The 25,420-nt window shown below is 64.6% G+C and carries 28 protein-coding genes; 13 read left to right on the top strand and 15 right to left on the bottom strand.

Annotated elements, in window-relative coordinates:
* The first annotated feature begins 5 nt into the window (after positions 1 to 5).
* On the top strand, positions 6 to 509 hold the full coding sequence (locus tag CO675_RS35990; RefSeq protein ID WP_097676620.1) for a DsrE family protein: 504 nt from the start codon (positions 6 to 8) through the stop codon (positions 507 to 509).
* 29 nt (positions 510 to 538) lie between these two features.
* Positions 539 to 1,144 carry a TlpA family protein disulfide reductase gene (locus CO675_RS35985; RefSeq protein WP_245453062.1) on the top strand — a complete coding sequence of 202 codons (606 nt, stop codon included), beginning with the start codon at positions 539 to 541 and terminating at the stop codon, positions 1,142 to 1,144.
* 18 nt (positions 1,145 to 1,162) lie between these two features.
* On the opposite strand, the gene CO675_RS35980 is transcribed toward CO675_RS35985, so the two are convergent.
* The gene (locus CO675_RS35980) at positions 1,163 to 1,690 is read right to left on the bottom strand and encodes an invasion associated locus B family protein (RefSeq protein ID WP_097676619.1); all 528 of its coding nucleotides are present in this window, start codon (positions 1,688 to 1,690) and stop codon (positions 1,163 to 1,165) included.
* A gap of 488 nt (positions 1,691 to 2,178) precedes the next feature.
* Between CO675_RS35980 and coxB the strand changes: the two genes are divergently transcribed.
* From coxB to CO675_RS35940, 8 genes are all read left to right on the top strand, one after another.
* Positions 2,179 to 3,018 (top strand): cytochrome c oxidase subunit II, encoded by an 840-nt coding sequence (gene coxB / locus CO675_RS35975; RefSeq protein WP_097676655.1) that lies wholly within the window; start codon positions 2,179 to 2,181, stop codon positions 3,016 to 3,018.
* An 81-nt stretch (positions 3,019 to 3,099) separates the two neighbouring features.
* Entirely contained in the window at positions 3,100 to 4,716 is a 1,617-nt protein-coding gene (gene ctaD, locus CO675_RS35970) for a cytochrome c oxidase subunit I (protein WP_097676618.1), read from the top strand.
* Between the two features lie 64 nt (positions 4,717 to 4,780).
* Positions 4,781 to 5,719, top strand: coding sequence for a heme o synthase (locus CO675_RS35965; protein ID WP_097676617.1), 939 nt, complete (start codon positions 4,781 to 4,783; stop codon positions 5,717 to 5,719).
* 39 nt (positions 5,720 to 5,758) lie between these two features.
* Positions 5,759 to 5,923 (top strand): cytochrome c oxidase system small membrane protein, encoded by a 165-nt coding sequence (locus CO675_RS35960; RefSeq protein ID WP_176528844.1) that lies wholly within the window; start codon positions 5,759 to 5,761, stop codon positions 5,921 to 5,923.
* Positions 5,924 to 5,928: 5 nt separating this feature from the next.
* Positions 5,929 to 6,567, top strand: a complete 639-nt coding sequence (locus CO675_RS35955) for a cytochrome c oxidase assembly protein (RefSeq protein ID WP_097676615.1) — start codon at positions 5,929 to 5,931, stop codon at positions 6,565 to 6,567.
* A gap of 107 nt (positions 6,568 to 6,674) precedes the next feature.
* Positions 6,675 to 7,571, top strand: a complete 897-nt coding sequence (locus CO675_RS35950) for a cytochrome c oxidase subunit 3 (RefSeq protein ID WP_021076884.1) — start codon at positions 6,675 to 6,677, stop codon at positions 7,569 to 7,571.
* 63 nt (positions 7,572 to 7,634) lie between these two features.
* Positions 7,635 to 8,021 (top strand): DUF983 domain-containing protein, encoded by a 387-nt coding sequence (locus CO675_RS35945; protein ID WP_097676614.1) that lies wholly within the window; start codon positions 7,635 to 7,637, stop codon positions 8,019 to 8,021.
* Positions 8,018 to 8,851, top strand: a complete 834-nt coding sequence (locus tag CO675_RS35940; protein ID WP_245453061.1) for an SURF1 family protein — start codon at positions 8,018 to 8,020, stop codon at positions 8,849 to 8,851. The genes CO675_RS35945 and CO675_RS35940 overlap by 4 nt, the downstream gene beginning before the upstream one ends.
* Before the next feature lie 25 nt (positions 8,852 to 8,876).
* Here the strand turns inward: CO675_RS35940 and CO675_RS35935 are convergent, their stop codons facing one another.
* The 3 genes from CO675_RS35935 to CO675_RS35925 are packed head-to-tail and all read right to left on the bottom strand — an operon-like array spanning position 8,877 to position 13,782.
* Positions 8,877 to 11,996: an efflux RND transporter permease subunit gene (locus CO675_RS35935; RefSeq protein ID WP_097676613.1), complete on the bottom strand. Its 3,120-nt coding sequence runs from the start codon at positions 11,994 to 11,996 to the stop codon at positions 8,877 to 8,879.
* Positions 11,993 to 13,189: an efflux RND transporter periplasmic adaptor subunit gene (locus tag CO675_RS35930; RefSeq protein WP_097676612.1), complete on the bottom strand. Its 1,197-nt coding sequence runs from the start codon at positions 13,187 to 13,189 to the stop codon at positions 11,993 to 11,995. Before CO675_RS35930 ends, CO675_RS35935 begins: the two co-directional genes overlap by 4 nt.
* Positions 13,186 to 13,782 (bottom strand): hypothetical protein, encoded by a 597-nt coding sequence (locus CO675_RS35925; protein ID WP_245453060.1) that lies wholly within the window; start codon positions 13,780 to 13,782, stop codon positions 13,186 to 13,188. The genes CO675_RS35930 and CO675_RS35925 overlap by 4 nt, the downstream gene beginning before the upstream one ends.
* 79 nt (positions 13,783 to 13,861) lie before the next feature.
* On the opposite strand from CO675_RS35925, the gene CO675_RS35920 reads away from it, so the two are divergent.
* Positions 13,862 to 14,761 carry a LysR substrate-binding domain-containing protein gene (locus tag CO675_RS35920; protein WP_097676611.1) on the top strand — a complete coding sequence of 300 codons (900 nt, stop codon included), beginning with the start codon at positions 13,862 to 13,864 and terminating at the stop codon, positions 14,759 to 14,761.
* Between the two features lie 80 nt (positions 14,762 to 14,841).
* On the opposite strand, the gene CO675_RS35915 is transcribed toward CO675_RS35920, so the two are convergent.
* Positions 14,842 to 16,443, bottom strand: coding sequence for a DHA2 family efflux MFS transporter permease subunit (locus tag CO675_RS35915; RefSeq protein ID WP_097676610.1), 1,602 nt, complete (start codon positions 16,441 to 16,443; stop codon positions 14,842 to 14,844).
* Positions 16,444 to 16,457: 14 nt separating this feature from the next.
* On the bottom strand, positions 16,458 to 17,720 hold the full coding sequence (locus CO675_RS35910; RefSeq protein ID WP_502693438.1) for an HlyD family secretion protein: 1,263 nt from the start codon (positions 17,718 to 17,720) through the stop codon (positions 16,458 to 16,460).
* A 204-nt stretch (positions 17,721 to 17,924) separates the two neighbouring features.
* On the opposite strand from CO675_RS35910, the gene CO675_RS35905 reads away from it, so the two are divergent.
* Positions 17,925 to 18,653: a TetR/AcrR family transcriptional regulator gene (locus CO675_RS35905; protein ID WP_097676609.1), complete on the top strand. Its 729-nt coding sequence runs from the start codon at positions 17,925 to 17,927 to the stop codon at positions 18,651 to 18,653.
* Between the two features lie 5 nt (positions 18,654 to 18,658).
* On the opposite strand, the gene CO675_RS35900 is transcribed toward CO675_RS35905, so the two are convergent.
* Entirely contained in the window at positions 18,659 to 19,375 is a 717-nt protein-coding gene (locus CO675_RS35900) for a dihydrofolate reductase family protein (protein ID WP_097676608.1), read from the bottom strand.
* 235 nt (positions 19,376 to 19,610) lie between these two features.
* Between CO675_RS35900 and CO675_RS35895 the strand changes: the two genes are divergently transcribed.
* A complete protein-coding gene (locus CO675_RS35895; RefSeq protein ID WP_097676607.1) occupies positions 19,611 to 19,901 on the top strand; it encodes a hypothetical protein in 291 nt (96 codons plus the stop codon).
* Between the two features lie 9 nt (positions 19,902 to 19,910).
* Here the strand turns inward: CO675_RS35895 and CO675_RS35890 are convergent, their stop codons facing one another.
* The 8 genes from CO675_RS35890 to CO675_RS35855 form a co-directional block, all read right to left on the bottom strand.
* Positions 19,911 to 20,723 (bottom strand): hypothetical protein, encoded by an 813-nt coding sequence (locus CO675_RS35890; protein ID WP_097676606.1) that lies wholly within the window; start codon positions 20,721 to 20,723, stop codon positions 19,911 to 19,913.
* A 24-nt stretch (positions 20,724 to 20,747) separates the two neighbouring features.
* A complete protein-coding gene (locus tag CO675_RS35885) occupies positions 20,748 to 22,160 on the bottom strand; it encodes an arsenate reductase/protein-tyrosine-phosphatase family protein (protein ID WP_097676605.1) in 1,413 nt (470 codons plus the stop codon).
* Positions 22,161 to 22,170: 10 nt separating this feature from the next.
* Positions 22,171 to 23,352 carry a chromate efflux transporter gene (gene chrA / locus CO675_RS35880; protein ID WP_158231356.1) on the bottom strand — a complete coding sequence of 394 codons (1,182 nt, stop codon included), beginning with the start codon at positions 23,350 to 23,352 and terminating at the stop codon, positions 22,171 to 22,173.
* A gap of 31 nt (positions 23,353 to 23,383) precedes the next feature.
* Positions 23,384 to 23,788 (bottom strand): DUF4148 domain-containing protein, encoded by a 405-nt coding sequence (locus tag CO675_RS35875; protein ID WP_097676603.1) that lies wholly within the window; start codon positions 23,786 to 23,788, stop codon positions 23,384 to 23,386.
* A complete protein-coding gene (locus CO675_RS35870; RefSeq protein ID WP_097676602.1) occupies positions 23,785 to 23,973 on the bottom strand; it encodes a hypothetical protein in 189 nt (62 codons plus the stop codon). The genes CO675_RS35875 and CO675_RS35870 overlap by 4 nt, the downstream gene beginning before the upstream one ends.
* Positions 23,974 to 23,983: 10 nt before the next feature.
* Complete coding sequence (locus tag CO675_RS35865) at positions 23,984 to 24,580, bottom strand: superoxide dismutase (RefSeq protein WP_097676651.1); 597 nt, start codon at positions 24,578 to 24,580, stop codon at positions 23,984 to 23,986.
* A gap of 167 nt (positions 24,581 to 24,747) precedes the next feature.
* Positions 24,748 to 25,080, bottom strand: coding sequence for a hypothetical protein (locus tag CO675_RS35860; RefSeq protein WP_245453067.1), 333 nt, complete (start codon positions 25,078 to 25,080; stop codon positions 24,748 to 24,750).
* A gap of 51 nt (positions 25,081 to 25,131) precedes the next feature.
* The gene (locus tag CO675_RS35855) at positions 25,132 to 25,365 is read right to left on the bottom strand and encodes a hypothetical protein (RefSeq protein ID WP_245453059.1); all 234 of its coding nucleotides are present in this window, start codon (positions 25,363 to 25,365) and stop codon (positions 25,132 to 25,134) included.
* Between the last annotated feature and the right edge of the window lie 55 nt (positions 25,366 to 25,420).

The raw sequence follows: 25,420 nt of genomic DNA, 5'->3' as shown, positions 1-25,420 counted from the left end.
CCGCGATGCGCGTCTCTCGCCGCATCCTGACGCTGGCCGCCGGGCTTGCGCTGGCCTTCGCGGTGCCGTTCGCCGTGACATTGCTGCTCACAGGTTCGGTCGCGGCGGTCTCCAGGCCGGAAGCGAAGAAGGCGGAGCCGCGCGTGCACCATGTGGTGCTGCCGATCAACAGCGATGACCCGACCACGATGCGGGCGCTGATCTCGACCGCGCTCAATCTTCCGAAATATTATCGGGAGCGCAACGAGCCGTTCGAGATCGAAGTCGTCGCCTACAATGCCGGCGTCCACATGCTGCGCGCCGACACCTCGCCGGTGAAGGATTTGTTGTGGGTGGTGCGGGGGCTCACGCCGGACATCCGTTTCGTGGTCTGCGAAGCCACCAAGCTCGGCATGGAGCGTGCCGAGGGACATCCGCTGGTCCTGCTCGACAATGTCGGTCTGGTACCGAACGGGCCCGGACGCATCATCGAATTGCAGGAAGCCGGCTGGTCCTACATCCGGTCCTGAGCGAACAAACCCGAGCGGAGAACTCCAACATGACGTCAGTTTGCGTGCCCACCCGCCGCGCCGTCGTCGCCGGCATGATCGGCGCCGGCGCCTCGCTCGCGATGCCGGCAGCACGGGCGCGCGCGGCAGCGGGACCGCCGCCATTCGGCACCATCCGGCATCAGTTCACGCTGGTTCGAGGCGCCCGTCCGGTGCCGCCGGTGGCGATACCGGCGCTCGCCGGCGGCGCGATCGACCTCACTGCATTCAAAGGCAGGCTGGTGCTGGTGAACTTCTGGGCCACCTGGTGCGCGGCGTGCCGGACCGAACTGCCGATGCTGGATCGCCTTGCCGCCAGTGGCCGCGGCGACCTTGCGGTCGTCGCCATCAGCACCGATCGCAACCGGGCGTCGGTGTCGCCCTACGTCAAGGGCCTCAAACTCCGCCGCCTCGCGATCGGCTTCGATCCCGGCGGCCTCGTCTCGCGCGTCGACGCTGCCGAGCTCGACACGCCGTTCGCGCTCTATGGCATGCCGATCTCGTTCTTGATCGGCGTCACCGGACAGGTCGAGGGCTACATGACGGGAGAAGCGGACTGGCTATCCGCCGAGGCGGGCGCGCTGTTCGATTATTATGCGGGTGGTGCTACGCAGTAATGGCGCGTTGCAGCTGGCCTAGGGCAATTTGTCATAGCCCTCCGCGAGCCCATTCAAGCTCAGCGGGAACCCGATGCCTTCTTCCGGGGTCTCGAAGATGATGAACGTCGCGGTCTTGGCGTTCTTGAGCTGGCCGAGCAGCTTGTCGTCCATCACGACCTCGGCGACGCAGCCGTTGGGCAGGCACCTGACAAAGCCGGCGCGGCCGACGTCCTGGTTGTCGAGCTTCAGGCCGAGGCCGGAGGGCAGCAGCACCCCGAGCGGGGCGACCACGCGCATCAGGCGACTCTTCTGGTCGGCGGTCTTCAGCACGATCACGGTCAGGCCGGCATTGGAACGGTCTTCGGCTACCACGCTCTGGATCAGCGCGCATTGCTCGGCCTGGGCGCCCGGCGGGGTGTCGCAGCGGATCTGCCAGTCGCCATGGACGGAGCGCACCGCGCCCTGCGCGTTCGCCGGCTGGGTCAGGCCGAGAGAAAGGGCCAGAATCAGCAGGCCGCCGAGCCAGCCGGCCTTTCGTCCTGCCTGAATTTTCGAAGCGCCCATCCGGGGTCGATCCTTTGATTGTTCGGTCGGTCCGGCCGTGGAGGGCCGCCGGGTAGCACGCATCAGTCGACTGATACCGCAATAGGGCGTCTTGAAGGCGATCTTGAAGCCATTCCTGCGCCGGATTGGGGCAGCCCGCAGCGAATCAGGTTCCTGCGGGCTATCCGGTCTGTGCCTACATCCGGTAATCCCCCTGTCAACAGTGCGCGGCGTTGTTTCGGCGACTTTCGCTTGATTTTGCGGGAAAATTCGCAAGCGGCAGCTTCATCGCACGCGCATGGCTTTCGGCCGTACTACTGCATTGCGAGCGCCTGCGAATTATGGTTTGAGAGGCTGGATTTCGACGCGTTCTAGCGATCTGGCTCCCGTACCCACCTTGACTTAGAGACGGGTATGTCCGGAAGGCCATTTGTCAGGGCGGATCGTGCTGTATCTCCGGTCACGTGCCGGGGGTGCGTTGGGGAATAATGCAAGGGAGCGCGAACGGCATGAAGATGTCGATTGGCCGGTTGGGCAGGCAATTGCTGGGGTTGGCGGTGGCGGGTGTGGCGTCAGTCGCCGCGGGATCGGCCTTCGCCGAAATGGGGCAGCCGGCGCCGTGGGAGCACACGCTGCAGGAGGCTGCGACCCCGGTGATGGAAAACATCATCTGGTTTCACAATTTCCTGCTGGTGCTGATCACCGTCATCACCCTGTTCGTGCTGGCGCTGCTCGTCATCGTGGTGGTGAAGTTCAACGCCAAGGCCAATCCGGTCCCCTCCAAGACCACCCACAACACCCTGATCGAAGTGGCCTGGACGCTGATCCCGGTCCTGATCCTGGTCGGCATCGCGGTGCCGTCGTTCCGCCTGCTGTTCCTGGAGCTCGATGTGCCGAAGCCGGACCTCACCGTGAAGGTCACCGGCAAGCAGTGGTACTGGTCCTACGCCTACCCGGATAACGGCAAGTTCGAATTCGACTCGCTGCTCGACAAGGACAAGCAGCCCCGGCTGCTCGGCGTCGACAACGAGATGGTGGTCCCGGTCAACAAGGTGGTGCGGATCCAGACCACCGGCGCCGACGTGATCCACTCCTTCGCGGTGCCGGCCTTCGGCGTGAAGATCGACTCGGTCCCCGGCCGTCTCAACGAGAGCTGGTTTAAGGCCACCAAGACCGGCGTGTTCTACGGCCAGTGCTCGGAACTGTGCGGCAAGGACCACGCCTTCATGCCGATCGCGGTGCGGGTCGTCAGCGACCAGGAGTTCGCGACCTGGGTTGAAGGGGCGAAGAAGAAGTTTGCGACCAATCCGGCGAATTCCTACGCCTCGGCTGGTCAGGCGGCGCAGTAAGCCTGACGGCTTGCGGCGCGGATGGAATAAGGGCGATGGGACCGCAAGGTCCAAGAGGGACTGCAAGGCAGGATTTTGAACATGGCGACAGGCGCAGCGACACACGACGATCACGCCCATGATGATCACGCCCACCATCCGACCGGATGGCGGCGCTATCTCTACTCCACGAACCACAAGGATATCGGTACGATGTACCTTGTCTTTGCGGTGATCGCGGGCATCATCGGCGCGGCGATGTCGATCGCGATCCGTGCCGAGTTGATGTACCCGGGCGTCCAGATATTCCACGAAACCCACACTTATAACGTGTTCGTGACCTCGCACGGTCTGATCATGATCTTCTTCATGGTCATGCCGGCGATGATCGGCGGGTTCGGCAACTGGATGGTGCCGCTGATGATCGGCGCGCCGGACATGGCGTTCCCGCGCATGAACAACATCTCGTTCTGGCTGCTGCCGGCCTCGTTCGCGCTGCTGCTGCTGTCCACCTTCGTCGAGGGTGAGCCGGGCGCCAACGGCGTCGGTGCGGGCTGGACCATGTACGCGCCGTTGTCGACCTCGGGCCATCCCGGTCCGGCAGTCGATTTCGCGATCCTGTCGCTGCATCTCGCCGGTGCGTCGTCGATCCTCGGCGCCATCAACTTCATCACCACGATCTTCAACATGCGCGCGCCGGGCATGACCCTGCACAAGATGCCGCTGTTCGTGTGGTCGATCCTGGTGACTGTGTTCCTGCTGCTGTTGTCGCTGCCGGTGCTCGCCGGTGCGATCACCATGCTGCTGACCGACCGCAATTTCGGCACCACCTTCTTTGCGGCTGACGGCGGCGGCGACCCCGTGCTGTTCCAGCATCTGTTCTGGTTCTTCGGCCACCCCGAAGTGTACATCCTGATCCTGCCCGCCTTCGGCATGGTCAGCCAGATCGTCTCCACCTTCTCGCGCAAGCCCGTGTTCGGCTATCTCGGCATGGCCTACGCCATGGTCGCGATCGGCGGCATCGGCTTCGTGGTGTGGGCGCACCACATGTACACCGTCGGCATGTCGTCGGCGACGCAGGCCTATTTCGTCGCCGCCACGATGGTGATCGCGGTGCCGACCGGCGTGAAGATCTTCTCGTGGATCGCCACGATGTGGGGCGGCTCGATCGAGTTCAAGGCGCCGATGATCTGGGCGATCGGCTTCATCTTCCTGTTCACCGTCGGCGGCGTCACCGGCGTCGTGCTGGCCAACGCCGGCGTCGACCGCGTGCTGCAGGACACCTATTACGTCGTGGCGCACTTCCACTACGTGCTGTCGCTCGGCGCCGTGTTCGGCATCTTCGCCGGCTGGTACTACTGGTTCCCGAAGATGTTCGGTTACATGTACTCGGAGCGGATCGCCAAGGCGCACTTCTGGTTTACCTTCATCGGCGTCAACCTGGTGTTCTTCCCGCAGCACTTCCTCGGCCTGTCGGGCATGCCGCGCCGCTACGTCGACTATCCGGATGCGTTCGCCGGCTGGAACCTGATCTCCTCCTGGGGCTCCTACATCTCCGGCGTCGGCGTCTTGATCTTCATTTACGGCGTGATCGACGCCTTCGTCCGCAAGGAGCAGGCTGCGAACAATCCGTGGGGTGCGGGTGCGACCACGCTGGAATGGACGCTGACCTCGCCGCCGCCTTTCCACCAGTTCGAAGTGCTGCCCCGCGTGCAGTAAGTCCAAGACAACGCGGCGCACCCCGGGGTGCGCCGCGCCTTTCTAAGAGAAGTGAGACCTGATCTTGTCGGTTGTCGATCACAACGCCATCGAGCTGCCCCGGATTTCCGAGGCCGAAGTGGGCGACTACATCGCGCTGTTGAAGCCGCGCGTGATGTCGCTGGTGATCTTCACCGCGCTGGTCGGGCTGATGATCGCGCCGGTGCATGTCCATCCGGTGCTGGCATTCACCTCGATCCTCTGCATCGCGGTCGGCGCCGGCGCCTCGGGCGCGCTCAACATGGCCTATGAGAGCGACGTCGACGCCTTGATGTCGCGCACTGCCAACCGGCCGATCCCGCGCGGCAAGATCACCCAGGCCGAGGCGGCCGCTTTCGGTCTGACGCTCGCCTTCTTCTCGGTGATGACGCTCGGCATCCTGGTCAACTGGGTGGCGGGCGGGCTGCTTGCCTTCACCATCTTCTTCTATGCCGTGATTTACACGATGTTGCTGAAGCGCTGGACCGCGCAGAACATCGTGATCGGCGGCGCTGCCGGCGCGCTGCCGCCGGTGGTGGCATGGGCGGCTGCGACCGGCTCGCTCTCGGTCGAGCCGATCCTGCTGTTCCTGATCATCTTCTTCTGGACCCCGCCGCACTTCTGGGCGCTGGCGCTGTTCCGCAGCGACGACTATGCGCGCGCCGGCATCCCGATGCTGCCGGTGGTCGCCGGTCCCGACGCGACCCGGCTGCAGATCCTGCTCTACACCATCGTGCTGGTCGCGATCGCGCTGGCGCCGTGGCCGCTCGGCTATTTCGACGCGATCTACGGCGTCACTTCGCTGGTTCTGGGCGCCGGCATGCTGTGGCTCGCCGTCGAGGTCTATCGCCGCCGTGAAGGCACAGCCGCCAACCGCGCCACGCGCCGGCTGTTCGCCTTCTCGATCCTCTATCTGTTCGCGCTGTTTGCCGTCCTCCTTGCCGAGGTCGTCGTCCGCGCGATCCTTCCTGTCTTCATCGGGTAGGGACGCCGGGGGGGCAAGATGGGGGCGCATGGGATAGCAATGGACGAGAAACGCGAACCAGAAGGAATCGTCCTCACTGAGGCGCAGCTCAAGAGCCGCCGCCAGCGCTCGATCGCCATTGCGCTGGCGCTCGGCGTGATGGTCGTGCTGTTCTTCGCCGTCACTCTCGTCAAGGGGCCGGCCGTGCTGGTGCGGCCGCTATGAGTGAGATGGCAAACCAGGGTGCACCGCAGGCTCCGCAAGCCAAGGGCGCGAAAGTCACGCGCCGCGTGCTGACGCGCGACGCCATTGTCGCGTCGATCTGCGGCTTCGTCGTGGTGTTGATGGTCGGCGCGTCCTACGCCGCCGTGCCGTTCTACAACTGGTTCTGCCGCACCACCGGCTTCAACGGCACCACCCAGGTTGCGACCTCGGTGCCGACGGATGCGCCGCTCGCGCGCACCATCTCGGTCAGCTTCGATTCCAACGTCGCGCCGGGCCTGCCCTGGAAGTTCGAGGCCGAGCAGAACACGATCGACGTCAAGATCGGCCAGGTCGTCACGGTCTATTACACCGTGACCAACCAGTCGGCGCGCACCACGACGGGACAAGCCGCTTACAACGTCGCGCCGCTGACGGTCGGCGCCTATTTCCAGAAGATCAACTGCTTCTGCTTCACCGAACAGACCATGGCGCCGGGCGAGAAGCGCGAGATGGCCGTGGTGTTCTATGTCGATCCGGCGCTGGCCAAGGACAGCGAGAACGACACGCTGAAGAACATCACTTTGTCCTACACCTTCTTCCCCGTGCGCGATGCCGCGCCGAAGCCCGTGGCTGCGGGCGAAGCGGAGCAGCGCAAGGGCGGCTAGAGCATGATCCGGAAAAGTGGGGACCGGTTTTCCGAGAAGATCATGCTGATGAGATTGGAATTTTAAGATTAAGACGTGCCTTGCGGCACGCGAATGGAGAGACGGCAATGGCTGAGGCGCAAGTCAAGCATCACGACTATCATCTCGTCGACCCGAGCCCGTGGCCGGTTGTCGGCTCGGTCTCGGCCTTCATCATGGCGCTCGGTGCGATCGGCTGGATGCACCACATGTTCTCCGCCGCGCCGATCGTGTTCGGCGTGGGCACCATCGGCGTGCTCTACACCATGGCGAGCTGGTGGGGCGACGTGATCAAGGAAGCCCAGTACAAGGGCGACCACACCCGCGTGGTGCAGATCAGCCACCGCTACGGCATGATCCTGTTCATCGCCTCCGAAGTGATGTTCTTCGTCGCTTGGTTCTGGGCGTTCTTCAATTCGGCGCTATTCCCGGCCGATGCGGTGCACGCCACCCGCGATGCGGTGTTCGGCTGCGGCGCCGGCACGGCGATGGGCGCCTGCTCGGTTCCCGGCACCTGGCCGCCGCATGGCATCGAGACCTTCGATCCCTGGCATCTGCCGCTGCTCAACACGCTGCTGCTGCTGACCTCGGGCACGACAGTCACCTGGGCGCACCATGCGCTCTTGGAGAACGACCGCCAGGGCCTCAAGCAGGGCCTGATCCTCACCGTGATCCTCGGCGCCTGTTTCACCTGCGTGCAGGCCTATGAGTACGCCCATGCGACGTTCTCGTTCGGCGGCAACGTCTACGGTGCGACCTTCTTCATGGCGACCGGGTTCCACGGCTTCCACGTGCTGGTCGGCACCATCTTCCTCCTGGTCTGCCTGATCCGCGCCTATGCCGGCCACTTCACGCCGAAGCAGCACCTCGGCTTCGAGTTCGCCGCCTGGTACTGGCACTTCGTCGACGTGGTCTGGCTGTTCCTGTTCATCTGCATCTACGTCTGGGGCCACGGCGCCGAGTCGATGGCGCACGGCGCACACTAACTTCGCTGACGTGCTAAGAGGGGGCGGCCCGATGGCCGCCCCCTTTGCTTTTGAAGAGAACCGATGACGGATACCCCGCCCACTGTGACTGAAAGTGCGCTCCGCGGCATTGCTTGCCGCTGTCCGCGTTGCGGCAAGGGCAAGCTCTATTCCGGCTTCCTGACATTGGCGCCGCGCTGCCAGGCCTGCGACCTCGACTTCGCCTTCATCGATGCCGGCGACGGGCCAGCGATCTTCGTTATCATGCTCGCCGGCGCCATCGTGGTCGCGGCGGCGCTGATCGTCGAGGTGAAGTACCAGCCGCCGTTCTGGGTTCACGCCGCGTTGTGGCTGCCGCTGATCGTGGTCACCACGATCCTGCCGCTGCGATCCATGAAGGCGCTTCTGATCGCGCTGCAATTCCACCACAAGGCCGCCGAAGGCCAATTGATCGAGCGCGACCCGCAATGAACGACACGACGAATACAGCGTCTTCCAGCGAAGTGGGTACCGGTTCGCGCGAAGGAAGCGCGTCAAAAGGCTCTCAACGGCCGAGCGCGGCCGGCTTCGGCATTTTCACGCTGATCCTGATCGCGGTGTTCGTCGCCCTCGGCGTCTGGCAATTGCAGCGCCGGGTCGAGAAGCATGCGCTGATTGCCGTACTCGACGAGCGGCTGGCCGCGCCGACCGAAGCGCTGCCGCCGCCATCGGCGTGGCCCACGGTGACGTCGGCCAAGGATGAATTCCGCCGCGTCACCCTGACCGCGACCTACGCGAAACAGCCGGACGCGATGGTCTTCAGCTCCGGCTCGGCGGTACGCGACGATGTCGCGGGACCCGGCACCTGGGCGTTCCTGCCGGCCAAGCTCGCCAGCGGCGAGACCATCGTGATCAATACCGGCTTCGTGCAGAACACGATGCAGGACCGTGCCTTCGAGGATCGCGTCACAGGCCGCCTCGTCACCGGCGCGCCGGTCGAGCTGACCGGCTACATCCGCTTCCCTGAGCCGCCGGGCCGGCTGACGCCGAAGGAGGATCCGACGAAGCGGCTGTGGTTCGTGCGCGATCATCGCGCGATGGCGCAGGCGCTCGGTTGGGGCAAAGATGGAGCCCAGCTCGCGCCGTTCTACATCGACCTCGAGGCGCCGGTGCCCGACAGCGGCACGCCGAAGCCCGGGCCGCTCAAGGTGCGGCTCAAGGACGACCACATGCAGTACGCCATCACCTGGTTCTCGCTGGCCGCCGCAGTCGCGATCGCCTTCGGGCTGTGGTGGCGCGGCCAGCGGCGCAGGGCAGGCTGAGGCGAGCTCACGGCGCAGAGCCAGGTCATAACGCCACCTCGGGTTTGTGTGGTGCGGTCTTCTTCGCATTCGGGTGCAGCCTGGCGAACCAGCGGGTCAGGCCGTCGAGATAGATGTAGACGACAGGTGTGGTGAACAGCGTCATCAGCTGCGAGACGATCAGGCCGCCGACGATGGCAAAGCCGAGCGGCTGACGCAGCTCCGATCCGGTGCCAGTGCCGATCATCAGCGGCACGCCGCCGAGCATCGCGCACATCGTCGTCATCAGGATCGGGCGGAAGCGCGCCTTGCAGGCCATATAGACCGACTGCTCGGCAGGGAGATGCTGGTGTCGTTCGGCTTCCAGCGCGAAATCGATCAGCATGATGCCGTTCTTCTGCACGATGCCGATCAGCAAGATGATGCCGACCAGGCCGATCACGTCGAGCCCGAAGCCAAACGCCCACAGCGCGAGTAGCGCGCCGAGCCCGGCGGACGGCAGGGTCGAGAGAATCGTGATCGGATGGATCGTGCTCTCATAGAGCATGCCGAGGATCAGATAGACCGCGACCACCGCGGCGAGGATCAGGATCGGCGTCGACGCGAGCGCGGCCTGGAACGCCTGCGCATTGCCCTGGAAGCTGGTGACCACGGTCGACGGTACCTTGAGGTCGGCGGTCGCCTTCTGGACCGCTGCGACCGCGGTCCCCACCGCCGTGCCCGGCGCCAGATTGAAGCTCAGCGTGACCGACGGAAACTGGCTCTGGTGGTTCACTGAGAGCGGCGCGGTGCCGTAGTCGATGCTCGCGATCTGGCTCAACGGCACCATCGTCCCCGCGGACGAGCGGACATAGATGCGGTTGAGCGCGTAGGGGCCGAGCTGGAACGACGGATCGACCTCGAGGATCACGTAATAGGTGTTGAGCGTCGTGAACAGCTGGGCGACGTGACGCTGGCCGAATGAATCATAAAGCGTGTTGTCCACCGCGGCCGGATCGATGCCGAGGCGGGAGGCCGCATCACGGTCGATCTGCAGCTTGAGCTGACGCGCGGCGTTGGCCTGGTCGGTGGCGACGTCGGCCAGTTCCGGCAACGTCTTCAGCTTCTGATACAGCTTGCCGGCCCACAGATTGAGCTCGTCCTGATTCACGTCGGTGAGGGTGAACTGATACTGCGTCTTGGACAGGCGGCTGGCGAGATTGATATCCTGCGTCGCCTGCATGAACACCGACATCCCCTTGATCTTCTGCAACTCGGTGTCGAGCTGCCGGATCACCTGGTCGGCGGACGCATTGCGCTCGTTGCGCGGCTTTAGCAGCACGAACAGGCGGCCGTTGTTCTCGGTCACGGTCGGGCCGCCCGGTCCGATATAGCCGGTCGCGTTGGCAACCGAGGGATTGCTGGCGATGACGTCGATGACGCTGCGTTGCAGCGTCGCCATCTGCGCCGGCGAGATATCCGCCGAGGCCTCGGTGATGCCGGTGATCATGCCGGTGTCCTGCTGCGGAAAGAAGCCCTTGGGGATGGCCACGAACAGCAGGGCGGTCACCACGACGCTTGCCAGCATGACCGACATGGTCGTTGCCTTGTAGCGCAGCGCCCTGGCAAGCACAGACTCGTAGGCGGCCTGGATCGCAATGAAGCCGCGTTCCAGCGCGCGCGATACCGCGCCGGCATTGCCGCCCTGGTGCGGCGACAGCAGCCAGGCGCACATCATCGGTGTCAGGGTTACCGAGACGATCACCGACACCACGATGGCAACGCACACGGTGACGGCGAATTCCTGGAACATGCGGCCGATCACCCCGCCCATCAGCAGCAGCGGAATGAACACCGCGATCAGCGAGACCGAGATCGAGACGATGGTGAAGCCGATCTCGCCGGCGCCCTTCAGGGCGGCCTGCATCGGGGAGAGACCTTCCTCGATATGTCGCGAGATGTTCTCGATCATCACGATGGCATCGTCGACGACGAAGCCGACCGCGATCGACAGGCCCATCAGCGACAGATTGTCGAGGCTGTAGTTGAGCAGATACATCACGCCGAAGGTGCCGATCAGCGAGATCGGGACGGAGACCGCAGGGATGATGGTCGCCCACAGATTGCGCAGGAACAGGAAGATCACGCCGACCACCAGTGCAATGGTCAGCACCAGAGTGAGCTGAACGTCGGCGACGCTGGCGCGGATGGTCTGGGTGCGGTCGGAGGCGATCTCGACCTTGATGTCGGACGGCAGGCTCGACACCAGCTGCGGCAGCAGCTTCTTGATGCCATCGACGGTGCTGATCACGTTGGCGCCGGGCTGGCGCTGGATCGCGAGGACGACCGCGGGCTTGTCGTTGTACCAGCCATGCAGGGTGACGTCCTCGGCGGCCACGATGGCATGCCCGATATCGCGCAGGCGGACCGGGGCGCCGTTGCGATAGGCGATGATCAGATCGTCATACTTGTTCGCGACCAGCACCTGGTCGTTGGTGGCGAGCGTATAGGCTTGCTGGCTGCCGTAGAGCACGCCCTTGGGCTGGTTCACGGTGATGTTGCCGAGCGTGGTGCGCAATTGCTCAAGATCGAGCCCCGCGGCGGCGAGCTTGGCCGGATTGACCTGCACCCGGATCGACGGCTTTTGCATGCCGCCGATGGTGACAAGCGAGACGCCCGGCACCTGCGACAATTTCTGCGCCAAAATGCTGTCGGCATAATCGTCGACCTTGGTTAGAGGCTCGGTGTCCGACATCAGTGCGATCAGCAGCACCGGCACGTCGGCCGGGTTGACCTTGTGGAAGGTCGGCGGCGAGGGCATGGTCTTGGGCAATTGCCCCGATGCTGCATCGATCGCGGTCTGCACGTCCTGCGCGGCCGCATCGACGCTGCGGTTCAGCGCGAACTGCAGCGTGATCTGGGTGTTGCCGAGCCCGCTGCTCGAGCTCATCCCGGTGAGACCTGCGATCTGGCCGAATTGCCGCTCCAGCGGCGTCGCGACTGAGGACGCCATCGTCTGCGGATCGGCGCCGGGCAGTTGCGCGGTGACCTGGATGGTCGGGGTATCCACCGTCGGCAGCGCCGAGACCGGCAGCCGCACGAAGGCGATCAGGCCGACCAGCACGATGGCGATGGCCAGAAAGGCGGTGGCGACGGGCTTGCGGATAAAACCTGCGGAGATGTTCATGGCAGCATGCCTGCGCTTGCGGTGGTTGCGTCCTGGACCTGGTCTTTCTTGTCATCGGCCACGATCTCGACCTTCGTCCCCGGATTGAGCCGGTACTGACCGGCGGTGACGACGGTCTCGTTGGCCGCAAGGCCTTGCTCGATCAGGACCTGCCCGTCGCGCGATTGGCCGGTCGTGACATTGCGGATGCCGACGACACTGTTCGCGCCGACCACATAGGCGAAGCTGCCGTCCGGTCCCTGGCGCACCGCCGTCAGCGGCACGGTGAGCGCGTCGTGGCGAACCGCGATCGTCAGATGGACGTTGACGAAACTGCCGGGCCACAGCGTGTTGCCGGCATTGGGAAAGGATGCCTTGAGCTGCACGGTGCCGCTCGTGCTGTCGACCTGGTTGTTGATCAGCATCAGGCTGCCGTGGTCGAGCTTGCGCTTGTTCTGTGCATCATAGACGTCGACCGATGCGTCTCCGGACGCCAGTGCCTGCCGCACGCTCGGGATTTCGCCGGACGGCAGCGTGAAGATCACCGCGATCGGCTGCAGCTGGGTGAGGACAACAAGCCCGTTGGTGTCGGTCGGGTGCACGATGTTGCCGGGATCGATGCGGCGGATGCCGGTGACGCCGTCGAACGGCGCGGTGATCGTGGCGAAGCTGAGCTGGGTCTGCGCGGCTTCCAGCGCGGCCTTGTCGAGCGCGACGGTGCCTTCGCCTTGCGTGACCTGCGAATCCTGGGTGTCGAGCAGTTGCTGGGTCGCAAAGCCGCGATTGGCGAGCGGCTGCGTTCGCGCCAGATTGGTCCGGGCGTTCTTCAGGCTCGCCTCGTCGCGCGCCAGCGCGGCCTCGGCCTGATCGACCTGGGCCTCGTAGACCCGCGGGTCGATCCTGGCGAGCACATCGCCGCGCTTTACCTGCTTGCCCTCGACGAAATCGACGCTGTCGAGCGTGCCCTGCACCTGGGTGCGTATGGTCGCCGTGTTGATCGGCGTCACCGTGCCCAGTCCCTCGAGCACGATCGGCACGTCATGCTGCAGGACCCTCGCCGCCGTCACCGGAACGGCTGATGTGGTGGTCGTCGACTGAGCCGCCGATGCGTGGTCCGTTACACCGTCCGGCCGATGCACGACGTAAGCGCCGGCGCCGATTGCGGCGGTTGCCACAAGGCCCGCGCAAGCGAGCTTGAAGGTCTTCGATCTCATGGGTCACCAGCTCCATCGGTTGTCCGGCGGCCGATCGTTGCAACCAGCTCCAGGACAAAGGTTTCAGTTGCGCTCGCCGCGGCCGCTTCCGCGCTGCGGCCGGCGGTCAAATCGAGGTGAATGATGCGTGCGTCGAGATCGGCGGCGCGCAACGCGCCGATCAAACCGCCTTGCGGCACATCGTCGTTGCGATGAACGACGAGCCGGATCGCGGTCACCGTCGGCACGATGTGAAACGGCAGCATGTCGGAGGCGATGTCGATCGCGACAATGCCGCCGCAGGGCAGCGCGCCCCGCAGCGCCAGTTCGAGCATGCGCCGCGCGACCGATCCCTCGCCGAGCAGGATCAGCTGCCGCGGGATCACGCCGACGCGATCGAGTGCGTCCGCGACGCCGCTCAGGATGCCGGCATAGCTCGCTTCGCGGAGCTCGATCGGCAGCCACGTCGCCAGCGGCGTCAGCCGGCGCCAACGCGCGAAGGTTTCAGGCACGGCGATGGACGCGGCATCGGGGGCGACCAGGACGCCGACCAGCACGCCCGTCGTGGCGCGACGGGGCCGGGCTGCGATTGCGCTGTGCGGGCTCTCGGACATGCCCGGAAGCTGGGCCTCAGCCCGATATTATTCAAATGAATTGTCTTTATCCACCAATTCATATCATGCATGATGCGGCATGCGGATGCGCAATCTCGATCTCAATCTCCTCTTGGTGTTCGACGCCATCATGCGCGAGCGCAGCGTGGTGCGCGCGGCCGGCGCGCTTGCCATCAGCCAGCCCGCAGTGAGCCACGCGCTGAACCGGCTGCGTCATGCGCTGAAAGACCAGCTGTTCGTCCGTACGCCGTCGGGCATGCTCCCGACGCCGCGGGCGGAAGCGCTGGCGCTGCCGGTCCGCAAGGCGCTCAATGAGTTGCAGCTCGCGGTCGAGGGCGATCGGTTCGATCCGGCGCAGGCGGAGCGGCGCTTCACCATTGCCGTCAACAATTATGCCGCAGTGGTCGCGGCCGGCGCGATCATCGCGGCGGTGCGCGCGCAGGCACCCAGGGTGCGGCTGACGCTGGTGCCGAGCGGGACGCTCAATCTCGCCGACCGGCTCGATCGCGCCGAGCTCGATCTTGCGATCTCCGCCCGCGCGCTGGAGGGCGAGCGCTTTGCCGCCAGCCGGTTGATCGAGGACCGCTTCGTCGCGGTGCTGCGGGCCGGTCACCCGGCCTTGCGCAAGAAGCTGACGGGCGAAACGCTGGTCGAGCTGCCGCACCTTGCAATCACCTCCAGCGGAGAGGATCTGGATTTCGTCGATGCCTGGCTGCGGGCCGGCAAGGCGAGCCGCATCATTGCGTCCGATGTGCCGTATCTGTCCGCCGGCGCGGTCCTGGTGCAATCGAACATGGTGGCGATCCTCGGGCGCAAGCTCGCGCTCGAATTCCGTCGCGCCTATCCGATCGAGATGCGTGAGCTGCCGTTCGACGCATCCAAGCTGCAGAGCGTCATGAGCTGGCACCGCCGCTTCGACGATCTGCCAGCGCACCGCTGGCTGCGGGATACGATCATTGCCGCCACCCGCGGTATTTGATCTGCGTCGAGACGATCCGGAATCAACACGCCCGCGCCGATCGGTGGCGCGGGCGTATCGCAGCTGGCCTCAGCATCTCGTCAGTGGCCGACAGGGGCAGGGCCGCCGAGCTTCACCTTGCGCAAGGTCAGCGCCAGCGGGATCGCCGACAGCGAGATCAGCATCAGGACCCAGAACGCGTCCACGTAGGACAGGAACGAGGCCTGGGTCTGCACCTGCTGCCCGATCCACTGGATCGCCTGGCTGTGCGCCTGCGCCAGCGAATTGCCCTGGGCGACGAAGAAATCGGTCACCTGGTGCAGCGTGTCCTGGTATTGCGGGCTCGACGGCGTCACCTGCTCGACCAGCCGGCTCTGGTGGAATTGCTGGCGATGGGTCAGCACGTTGGAGACGATCGAGACGCCGATCGAGCCGCCGGTGTTGCGCGCCGCGTTGATCAGCGCGGAGGCCTGGTCGGTCTTGTCGGGCGGAATGCCGTCATAGGACGCCGCCATGATCGGCACGAAGATCAAGGGCAGGCCGACGCCGATCAGCATGCGCGAGCGCGCCATGAACCAGAAGCCGAGATCGGCATAAACGTTGGTCATGCTGTACATCGAGGCGGCGATCACCAGCGCGCCGGCGACGATCAAGTATTTCGGCTGCACCTTGGCGGCGAGCCGGCCGACCGCGAACATCATGATCATGGTGACCACGCCGCCGGGTGAGAGCACGAGGCCGGCCCAGGTCGCGGTGTAGCCGAAATCCTGCTGCACCAGCTGCGGCAGGAACTGGGTGGTCGCGAGCAGGATGGCACCGGTCGCCAGCATCACCAGGAAGCATGCGCCGAACTGCCGGGTCGCGACCATCCTGAGGTCGATCATCGGATTGCGGCGGGTCATCTCCCACGGGATCATCAGCACGAACGCCGTGGCGCTGATCGCCGCGAAGGTGATGATGAAGGGCGAAGCGAACCAGTCGTCCTCGAGACCGCGGTCGAGCGTTACCTCGAGCGCGCCGAGGAAGGTCGCGACCAGTGCGAAGCCGATGAAGTCAAACGTATTGTCCGGCTGTGCGGCCTTCTGCGCGCCCTTGGCCTTGGCCGGCTCCTGCAACACCGCTGCGATCAGCGCGATCGCGAACACGCCGACCGGGGCGTTGATCAGGAAGCACCAGTGCCAGGACAGATTGTCGGACAGCCAGCCGCCGAGCGTCGGCCCGACCACCGGCGCCACCACGACGGCGATCCCGAACACCGCAAATGCCTGGCCGCGCTTGGTCGGCGGGAACGCGTCGGCGAGGATCGACTGCGCCACCGGCACCATGCCGCCGCCGCCGAGGCCCTGCAGGATGCGGAACAGCAGCAGCGCGTTGAGGTTGGGCGCGAAGCCGCACAGCACAGAACTCACCGTGAAGATGCCGAGGCAGATCAGGAAGAAGGTCTTGCGCCCGAGCCTTCGCGCGAGGAAGCCCGAGACGGTCAGGATGATGGCGTTGGACACCAGGTAGGTCGTGACCACCCAGGACGCTTCGTCCTCGCTCACACCCATGCCGCCCGCGATGTAAGGCAACGCGACGTTGGCGATGGTGGTGTCGAGCACCTCCATGAAGCTTGCGAGCGCAACCACGATGGCGATCAGCCAGGGATTGACGGCAACGCCCGGAGCAGGGAGGCTTTTGGCATCGATTGCTGCTGCACTCATGACAGCCTCCCGGATCAGAGCTTTCCAAGACGCTCGAGCAGCGACGGCGCGGGGTTGATCCGCACCGTCGGGACGACAGACATGCCCGGGCCAAGCGCGACGTCGGTCGGCGGATTGTCCATCACGATCTTGACTGGCACGCGCTGAACGATCTTGACGTAGTTGCCGGTGGCGTTCTGCGCCGGCAGCAGCGAGAACGCGGTGCCCGATCCCGGCTGCACGCTTTCGACATGGCCCTTGATGGTGCGGCCGGGATAGGCGTCGATCTTCAGCGTCACCTTCTCGCCCGGGCGCATCTGGTCGAGCTGGATCTCCTTGAAGTTCGCGGTGACCCAGGTCTGGTCGGGCACGAACATCGTCAGGTTGGTACCGGCTTGTGCAAACTGGCCGACGGCCGCGGAGAGACTGACGACGCGGCCCGGCTGCGCGGCAGTGACCGTCGTATAGGACAGATTGAGCTCTGCCTGGTCGCGCTGCGCCTCAGCCTGGGCGAGGTTCGCGACCGCGCTCTTGCGCTGCGCCTTCAGCGATTCCACCTGGCGCTGCCCGAGGTTGAGCGTCGCCTGCGCGCTCAGGAGGGACGCCTGCTGCTGATGCAGTTGCGAGGTGTACTGCTCGGAATTCTGCACCGTGCCGTATCCGGTCTGCTCCAGATGCTGGTAGCGCGTCGCCTGCTGCTGGGCGAAGGTCAGCGCCGCCTGCGCCTGGTCCACCTGGGCCTGGTTGGCTGCGATCTGCGCCTGCTGCACGTCGAGCTGCGCATCGACATTCTGGATGTTGGCCTGGGCGGCCGCGACCTGCGCCTCGGCCTGCGCCAGCGCGACCCGATAGTCGCGGTCGTCGATGCGCGCGATCACGTCGCCGGCGGCGACATGCTGGTTGTCGGTGACCGGAACCGCGGTGATATAGCCGGAAACTTTTGGCGCCAGCGCGAACTGCCGCGCCGCGATGAAGGCGTCGTCGGTGGATTCGAAGTGCTCGCTGTAGTTCATGTAGAGCGTGCCGCCGCCGAGCGTGGCGGCGAGCAGCACGGCGCCGATCGCGGAGACCACCGGATGGCGGCGCAGGAAGCCGCGCCGTTGTGGGACGACTTCTGCCGGGACTGTTTCCGGCGGGGCGGGCTGCTTGCTTGCGGGGCGCTCCTGCGCGGGAGCCCGCGCGGTGATCTCCGGCCGCTCGGATGTGACGTTGAGCTCGCGTGAGGCCGGCGCCGAGGGCGAACCCTCGATGCGCTCGTGCCCTTCTTGGTTGCGCTCCAAGACGGTGTCTTCAAACATGATGGCTGCTCCTGCTGTCAGGCGAGGTCTGCAAGGCCTTCGCAAAAAGGAACGATACCGTTCCGTTCTGTGCGACAAATAGTCTCGCGGCAGTGCAGCGTCAATAGAAACGGAACTGTACCGTTCTATTTACAACTAGATGTGATAGGGCTATATTGCTTGATATTGCCGGCCGGACCGGCCTATGGAACCCGGGGAAGACTGATGACCACCAGTACCCTGAAGATGCCGCGGGCGCCGAAGACCAGAACGGCGACCAGGCCGGCCGAGGTGCGCGCCGGCCGGCCGCCGAAGGAATTGGCCGGCGAGGTCGACGCGCGCATCCTCGATGCCGCGCGCAAGGTGTTCCTCGAGCGCGGGTTCGAAGGCGCCAGCATCGACGAGATTTCCGAGGCCGCGCGCTCCGGCAAGCGCACGATTTATGCGCGATTCCGCGACAAGCGGGCGCTGTTCACCGAGGTGGTGACGCGGGACATCCTGTCACGCATCGCGGAGTTCAAGGCGGACGCGCCGCTCGGCGCGACGGTGGAGGAACGCCTCACCAGCGTTGCCTCGACCCTGTTGCACTGGGGCCTTGATGCCGACCGGATCGGCCTGATGCGGCTTGCGATCGCGGAGGCGCATCGCTTCCCGGATCTCGCCGCCACCGTCAACCGGAGGGCGCGCGCGCTCGCCACCGAGCTCGGTGTTCACCTCTTGCGCGAGCTGACGCAATCCGACGAGCTCGGCAAGCTGCCGGCCTTCGCCCCGGAGCACCTGCCTACCACCGCGCGCCTGTTCCTCGACATCATTGCGGTGCCGATGCTGCTGCGGGCGCTCTACGAAGTCGACTTGAAGGCGCTCGATCCCGAGCTCGACGAGCACGTCGCGCGCGGCGTCGCGTTCTTCGTCGCGGGGTGCAGGAGCGGCTGGGTGGAGAATCCCGAGCAGTAGCCGACTCAGCCCGGCGCGCGCTCGACAGCGTGGCGCAGCCAGACCATGCCGCCTTCCAGCGTCTCGCAGTGGGTGAGCCGGAGCGACTGCCCGGCGCCGGGGTGGTCACCGTCTGGGCCGTGATAATCGACGATGCTCTGCGATCCCGAGACGCCGTCGACCGCCGGATGGATCAACGTGCTGAACTCGTCGATCAGTCCCTGCTTGAGGAAGGCGCCGTTGATCCCGCCGCCGCCTTCGAGCAGCAGCGTCCTCGCGCCGAACAGTGATGCGAGCTGCGCCATCGCGCTCGCCAGATCGTCGCCCTTGAGGCCTGCAAAGATGTAGGACGCGCCGTCCTCGCGCAGCTCGGCGAGATGGCTGTCCGAGACTTGTTCGCCGAGCACCGCGACGGCGTGATCGCCGCCGACATTGTCCTTGCCGAAATGCACGCGGCCCGACGGATCGATGCCGACAGCGAGCTTGCGGCCGTCGCGGTTGCCGAGATGCGCCTCGCGCGGCACTTTCGGCGCATTGGCGATCTGCCGCTCCGTCCCCTTGGCCATCTCGTTCATGGTGACGCGGCCGATGATCCATCCATCGGCATTGAAGCCGTCATGGATCTTCTCATAGTGAGAGCGCAGCACGTCAGCCGGGATACCGGCGGCCGGCTTGGTGAAGCGGCTGGGATGAAGCCGGCCGTCGATCGACGTGCCCATGTGGCAGATGATGTGGGGTCGCATTGGCTCAACTCTTCGGTGGGTATGACAGCGCCGCAGGGGGCGGGTAGGGCAAGTCCTGATCTAGAGAGCCGCAATCGGGTTCTCAACGCCGATAACGCAGCGGTGTTTCAGTTTCTAAATGTGCGGAATCCGCCGGTTCCAGCGCCACACGGCGCGCGCCAAACGTGCCTGCTTTTAAGAACAAAGCCCCTCACGGCGAGTTGGTGCACAGTTCTGGCGAGGAAGGGAGACAACCATGAGAATTTCAGCATCGCTTGCACTGTTATCTGCTTTCGCACTGATTTTCGCATTCGACGGTGGTGCGGCACAAGCACAGTCCACTCCCGTTCAACAGGCACAGACGCCCCAGCAGTCGGAGCAATCCCGTGAACAGGATCGCAATCGCGCAGAGGACGTCAAGATCGGACGCGACTGGAAGGCCGTGGGCGGCGAAGATGACCACGCCAATCAGACTACACCGAATGAGGAACACCAGACCGTTGGCCGCGACTGGCGGGCGCATCCCGAAAACCGGGACCGCCAATAGGCGATCAGACTATCGTGGCAGGTTTGGCCCTGCCTGGTGCGCGGCGTGACTTCCGAAGGCCGAAAGCGGAAAGCCGAAGGTCAATCCCGCACGTATCTCGTTCACCGGCTGTCCACCTGTGAGCGCGTGCCGGACTGCGACGTCGAAGTTGAGGTCATCGCTTACACGATAGATCAGCCCGACCAAGCCCGAGAACGTATCCTGCCTTCCGAACTCGTTCTCGTAGAAGATCTCGGCGACAGGGCGTACCGTCCATGTTGCCGGTCCTTCGACAATTGCGCCCAGGAACACGTCGCCATGGTGGTCACGGGTCAGGGCCGTCTCGGCGTTCAGATGTATCGTCCCCCAATCCCAGCGCTGCGAGACGATCCCGGCCAGGCTAAACCCGGCACCTGAATTGCCGGTGCTGTCAGGTAACAGGACGCCAAATTCGGTCGCAACACTTGGGCCGGTCTTGTCCTGCAGGCTTCCGGGCACGATCACATGCTTGAGGAACGCGCCGGCGGCGGTCAGGGTCGTCGGTCCGGGTGGGGAAAGAGAGGTCTGACCCTGGCCTTCAAAGACGGCTTCCCAATTCTCGCTTAGTCCGTAATTGATGACCCAGGCCGGTGCGATCAGGCTTGTCCCGCTCTCGTCGCGCAAGCGTCCGGCCGGCTGCAGTTCGATCTCGATTTCCCCCTTTTTGGCGACCGCAGCATCCGTGCCGTCAAACGGACGATAGGCCGATGCGGGACCGGACAAGGCAACGAGGACCGAAGCGACGACGGCGCCGAGCGCAAGATGTGTCGGGCAGCTGCAAAAGCCTCGGCTTCGTCCGCACATGCACCGCCTCCTACCTGATCAATCTCAAGGCGTCGGCTTAAACACCCATATCGCGGCAGGTCCTGCGGGGCCAGCGCGCACCGCGACGAACAGACGGTCCATCTCGGGCACAAAGAGCGCCGTTCGCGCGCCCGTTGCCGTCGGCGTACGCGCCATCCGTCGATAGACGGATCCATCGATTTCGAACACATCGACGTAGCCTGCGCCGCAACTCACATAAACCCGCTCGCGTTTTGCATCGATGAAGAGATCGTCGACATCGCCGCAGGTCTCAGCGTTCGCGATCGGTTTGCCGTCCGTCGAAAAGACGGCAAGTTCGGTGGGACTACGGTACGCCACAAGCACACGCCCTCGATCGCGATCGATGGTCATCGCGAAGTTGCCGCCCTTGTCCAACGGCCAATTGGCAAGCTGTTTCCCGGAAGCACCGTCCACGACCGCGACCGCATGCGCGTCAGGCAGGTTGACGAAGATGCGTCCGCTGTCGGGCTCAAGCTGGAAACTTTCCGGATGCGCCCTCAGCGGCAGGCTTCGTACCTTGGTGCGGGTGGACGGATCGAGCACCGCCAGACCGCCATCACCATAGCCTACGACAACATGCTTAGCCGCCGCGTCGATCCGAATGTTGTCCGCATCGCTGCCAAGTTCGATCCGCCCGGTCGCCTTGTACTCGTTGGCCTCGAACAGTCGCACCGATCCGTCACGGGCATTGGCGACATAGAGGGTCTCGGTCGATGGCTCATAGCCGACGCCCTGCGGTTCGTTCAGCCCGCCAACGGTTCGCAGCAGGCTGTGGGCAGCCAGGTCGACGACGCCGATGCTGTCATTGCCAAGCTCGGCCACGAACAATCGCTGGCGTTTCAGGTCGACTGCCAGGTGATCGATCCGCCCGCGGACATCGCCGAGCAGGATTTTCGCTTCGAGCTGGAGGGGCGCTCGGTCTCTTGCCGCTTCGGCCGCGAGCGCCGGAATAAGTGCGTCGATACGGCGGACGATTTGGTCCCGGGTTGACTCATAATCATCGATACCCAGGGGAATGCCGGACCAGTAGGTCACGTCGGCTCGTCCTCGCCGCCCGGCGGGAATCCGATCGAACGCCACCACCTGGTCCGCCGCGGTCATGTCGTCCAAGGTCAGTTGTTGCGGCGTGTTCGCCACCTCCAGACCGTCCAGCGTAAGCCCGTCCCGGATCCTGACTGGCACTGACCGATAAAGGTCGATGCCGCGCGAGACCGCCTTGAACCGCAATCGGCGCTCCTGCGCAGCCTTGTTGAAATAGGCGGCCGCCATCTGGCTGTTCACCACGCCGTGCTGGCAGACAAAGACAACCGTCTTGTCCTCGTCGGCCGGTGCGGGCTGGACTGATGTCAGCAGGATTGCGACCGCCGCGGCCACATTGAGCAGCGTTACCTGGGCCCTCGTGAGCAGCGTTTGCATCGTCGGCGTCTCACTTCAAACCGGTGAGCACCCACGCCGGCTGCAGGATGGGGTAAGCAAGGAGCCCAATGACCGCCGTCACTGCAATAAGCAGGGGATTGCTGACCTTCCAGCGGAACAGAACGGCGAGCGATCCAATGCCGATGAGTGCGGTCAGCCAATCGCCGATTGCGATCTTGCCGAGCAGGACGCACGCGCCGAGGATCGTTCCGATCGCAGCCGCATAGGCGCCTTTCACGAATCCCTGGACATTCGGATTCTTGCGATGCCGCGCCAGCAGGGGCGCCACGATCAAGACAAGCAGGAAGGATGGCAGGAAGATGCCGATGGTCGAGATGAGCGAGCCCCAGAAGCCCGCGACCAGGTAGCCGACGAAGGTTGCTGTGATCACGACCGGCCCGGGGCTCATCATGCCGATCGCGACGGCCACCAGGAATTCACGTTCGTTGAGCCAGCCGTATTGCTGCACGAGCCCTTGTTCTAGGAAGGGAACGATAACGAGGCCGCTGCCGAAGGTCAGCGAACCCGCCTTGAGGAAGAACAGCAGCAGCTTGCCGAGCGTCGATCCGGTCACGACCGGTGCGGCTCCGGGCGCTGCCGCCGGTATGATCGCGAGTTGCAGGGCGACAGGCGGCCGCTTCATGTTGCCATAATAGATGATGCCGACGATCCCGGCGCCGATGAAGAGCAATGCGACCTCGGCCTTCAAGATCACGGTGACGGCAAAACAGACTGCGGCGATCACCCATTGCAGCCAGTCCTCCATGCCGAGCTTGGCGAGCCGATAGCAGGAATGCAGGATCAGGGCGATGACTGCGGGGCTGACGCCATAGAACACGGCGGTGACGGGCTGAAGATCGCCGAGATAGACATACAGCGCGCCGAGGGCCGCGACGATGACGAAGTTGGGAAGGATGAAGCACCATCCACCGACCCAGGCTCCCCAAAAGCCGCCGCGAAGCCAGGACACATAGATGCCGACCTGGATCGCCAGCGGTCCCGGAAGCGATTGGCAGATGGCAATCGATTCCCTCATCTCTTCCTTGGTCAGCCATTTCTTGCCGTCGACCAGTTCCCGCTCCATCTGCCCGACGAGCGCGACCGGGCCGCCGAAGCCGAGAAAGCCGAGGCGCAGGAAATAGCGTGCCAGTTCTGCCAAGCGGCTGCGCTGTGAATCTGTTGGCGTGGTCACCTGCGAAACTCCGTGGAAAAAGCTCTGCTTTTCATTGCGAATCCGAGATGGGCTCAAGAATGCCGTCAGCGGGGAGCCCTGATCCCGTTGGCGTCAACGTGAATGTCCGGCCCGATTGAGCGACGTCGTAGCAACCGTCGTCGGTCTCCTGGAGATGAAGGCAGAGCTGATCCTTCTCGATCGTCCATCTGCCGCGCGTCTTTGCTCCCGCCGAGACGATCCTCAGCGTGCCGTCACGCTCGAACACGAAGCGGTAGTGGACCTCGTCCGTCAGTTGCATCCCGGCGAACCTGGCACGAATCTGCGCACCCGTGACTTTCCGAGGGCTTTGCGCAGCCGCAAATCCTGCGTCGGGGGTAACCATGCCTGCGATGACGGCGACGAGTACCGCGACGAGACACGTCACGCGCGGTTGGCTCCGCTTGTCGGCGTTCACTTCTTGCAGGCTTTGAGACACATCTTGTACTCGGTCTTGCAGGCTGGTCCGGCATAGTTCTTCATGCATGCCGCGCGCTGCTCGGCGCAGACCTTGCAGGATTGTCCTTGAGCGCCGCCCTCGCTCGCGAGCAGGGCGGCCAACACTGAGAGCGCCAGGGTGATGCGATTGATCCGCTCCTTCACGCGCGTCTCCTCAAGATTCTTTCGAATATTGCTCATACAATCTGGCCGCGTTGTCCCAGCGGATGGCTTCCATGTAGATGTCGACGTAGCGGGCCGCCGCCGCTCCGAAGTCCATGTGATAGGCGTGCTCATACATGTCGAGCACCAGGACCGGGCGGCCGCCGGCGAGCGTCGTCGTGTGATCGGCAGCCCATTGGTTGACGAGCCGCTTGTCGCGGGGCGAGTAGGCGAGAATCACCCAACCCGAACCGCCGCCTTCCGCCTTGCCCATGGCCGCGAATTCGGTCCGCCAGCGCTCCATGCTGCCGAAGTCGCGCGCGATCGCCTCGGCGAGTGCGCCGCCCGGCTTGCCCGCGCCGCCGAGCCCGTCGAAATAGACCTCATGCAGGATCATCGAGTTCGCTGCGATCAGCTCCTCTCGCTTCAGGCCGTTGATCATGAAGTTCGGTGCCTTGGCGAAGTCGAGTTCGGCAAGTTGCGTGCCGATGGCGTTGAGCCGCTTCACGGCGCCGACGTAATTGTTCTCGTAGTGGCTGACGAGTATTTTCTCCGAGATGCCGCTGATCGACTTTGGATCGAACGGCATCGGCTTTGCCTGATAGGACATGGCTTTGGCTCCTGTCTGCGGGTTGGCTTCAGCTGCGGCTTGGTTGACGCCAAGCACGGTTGCAGATGCTGCGGCGACGCCAGCCGCTGCGATGAAGTCTCGGCGTCCGGTGTTGATGGTCATCGGATTTTCCCAATGTTGAATGGTTCTTGCTTCAGATTGCCGCTCTATTGCTTCGTGAGCCCGACGATGGTCGGGAATCCCGAGATGGTCTGCACCGAGATTTCGACGGGATCGCCGAAGCGGACGGCATTGAAGATCAGGCCGTCCTGAACCCTGAACGGCTCCGTTCTGCCCGCAGACAGGCGTATCAGCAGTGTGTCATTGCGTTCGTCGACGCTATCGACGACGCCGCGCAGCGTCTCGCTTGCCGACGGATGGGCGGCCGCCGCCTGCAATGCGACGGCTGTTTCCAGCTGCTCGCCGCCATCGGTCGGTGCCGCAAGTGTTGCGCCGGGCCACAGCACGGCGAGGCACAGGGCCAGGGTTGTTCTCATCATGATCGTCACTCCATTGCGTTGGCTTCTGGTAGCTTCGGACGAAGCAGGACCTCAGTCCTGCTCCTTGACCTGGCCGCTGCTGTCGATCACGAGCCTGACGGGCTTGCCGTTCTTCATCGCCTTCGCCGTCGTGCCTTCGGCCGTCGACTTGACGTCGCTGACGTTCGCGTAGCCGGCAGCCTGAAGTTTCGCGACAAGCTCGTCCTGCGTCAGGGCGCGGGCGGGCACGGCGATGCCTGCGACCGCGAGCGCAAGGATCAGGTGGAGGAATCTCTGCTTCTGCATGGTTGTTCTCCTGGTTGTGTTGTGCTGCCCCAGGTTCTTCAGGTGCGCGCTTGCT

It is taken from the genome of Bradyrhizobium sp. C9 (genome assembly GCF_002532045.1).
Classification (GTDB): Bacteria; Pseudomonadota; Alphaproteobacteria; order Rhizobiales; family Xanthobacteraceae; genus Bradyrhizobium.
Note: the sequence above shows the minus strand (reverse complement) of the source record. Positions and strands in the feature narration are given on the sequence as shown.

What these genes read in the sequence shown, in the direction of transcription:
- CO675_RS35990 (WP_097676620.1), top strand. Translation starts at nt 6, where the DNA reads ATGCGCGTCTCTCGCCGCATCCTGACGCTGGCCGCCGGGCTTGCGCTG.
- CO675_RS35955 (WP_097676615.1), top strand. Translation starts at nt 5,929, where the DNA reads ATGGCAAACCAGGGTGCACCGCAGGCTCCGCAAGCCAAGGGCGCGAAA.
- CO675_RS35980 (WP_097676619.1), bottom strand. Translation starts at nt 1,690, where the DNA reads ATGGGCGCTTCGAAAATTCAGGCAGGACGAAAGGCCGGCTGGCTCGGC.
- CO675_RS35865 (WP_097676651.1), bottom strand. Translation starts at nt 24,580, where the DNA reads ATGTCCTATCAGGCAAAGCCGATGCCGTTCGATCCAAAGTCGATCAGC.
- CO675_RS35945 (WP_097676614.1), top strand. Translation starts at nt 7,635, where the DNA reads ATGACGGATACCCCGCCCACTGTGACTGAAAGTGCGCTCCGCGGCATT.
- CO675_RS35920 (WP_097676611.1), top strand. Translation starts at nt 13,862, where the DNA reads ATGCGGATGCGCAATCTCGATCTCAATCTCCTCTTGGTGTTCGACGCC.
- CO675_RS35925 (WP_245453060.1), bottom strand. Translation starts at nt 13,782, where the DNA reads ATGTCCGAGAGCCCGCACAGCGCAATCGCAGCCCGGCCCCGTCGCGCC.
- ctaD (WP_097676618.1), top strand. Translation starts at nt 3,100, where the DNA reads ATGGCGACAGGCGCAGCGACACACGACGATCACGCCCATGATGATCAC.
- CO675_RS35860 (WP_245453067.1), bottom strand. Translation starts at nt 25,080, where the DNA reads ATGATGAGAACAACCCTGGCCCTGTGCCTCGCCGTGCTGTGGCCCGGC.
- CO675_RS35985 (WP_245453062.1), top strand. Translation starts at nt 539, where the DNA reads ATGACGTCAGTTTGCGTGCCCACCCGCCGCGCCGTCGTCGCCGGCATG.
- CO675_RS35930 (WP_097676612.1), bottom strand. Translation starts at nt 13,189, where the DNA reads ATGAGATCGAAGACCTTCAAGCTCGCTTGCGCGGGCCTTGTGGCAACC.
- CO675_RS35960 (WP_176528844.1), top strand. Translation starts at nt 5,759, where the DNA reads ATGGACGAGAAACGCGAACCAGAAGGAATCGTCCTCACTGAGGCGCAG.
- CO675_RS35905 (WP_097676609.1), top strand. Translation starts at nt 17,925, where the DNA reads ATGACCACCAGTACCCTGAAGATGCCGCGGGCGCCGAAGACCAGAACG.
- CO675_RS35890 (WP_097676606.1), bottom strand. Translation starts at nt 20,723, where the DNA reads ATGTGCGGACGAAGCCGAGGCTTTTGCAGCTGCCCGACACATCTTGCG.
- CO675_RS35940 (WP_245453061.1), top strand. Translation starts at nt 8,018, where the DNA reads ATGAACGACACGACGAATACAGCGTCTTCCAGCGAAGTGGGTACCGGT.
- CO675_RS35950 (WP_021076884.1), top strand. Translation starts at nt 6,675, where the DNA reads ATGGCTGAGGCGCAAGTCAAGCATCACGACTATCATCTCGTCGACCCG.
- CO675_RS35910 (WP_502693438.1), bottom strand. Translation starts at nt 17,720, where the DNA reads ATGTTTGAAGACACCGTCTTGGAGCGCAACCAAGAAGGGCACGAGCGC.
- CO675_RS35895 (WP_097676607.1), top strand. Translation starts at nt 19,611, where the DNA reads ATGAGAATTTCAGCATCGCTTGCACTGTTATCTGCTTTCGCACTGATT.
- CO675_RS35915 (WP_097676610.1), bottom strand. Translation starts at nt 16,443, where the DNA reads ATGAGTGCAGCAGCAATCGATGCCAAAAGCCTCCCTGCTCCGGGCGTT.
- CO675_RS35935 (WP_097676613.1), bottom strand. Translation starts at nt 11,996, where the DNA reads ATGAACATCTCCGCAGGTTTTATCCGCAAGCCCGTCGCCACCGCCTTT.
- CO675_RS35855 (WP_245453059.1), bottom strand. Translation starts at nt 25,365, where the DNA reads ATGCAGAAGCAGAGATTCCTCCACCTGATCCTTGCGCTCGCGGTCGCA.
- CO675_RS35900 (WP_097676608.1), bottom strand. Translation starts at nt 19,375, where the DNA reads ATGCGACCCCACATCATCTGCCACATGGGCACGTCGATCGACGGCCGG.
- CO675_RS35885 (WP_097676605.1), bottom strand. Translation starts at nt 22,160, where the DNA reads ATGCAAACGCTGCTCACGAGGGCCCAGGTAACGCTGCTCAATGTGGCC.
- coxB (WP_097676655.1), top strand. Translation starts at nt 2,179, where the DNA reads ATGAAGATGTCGATTGGCCGGTTGGGCAGGCAATTGCTGGGGTTGGCG.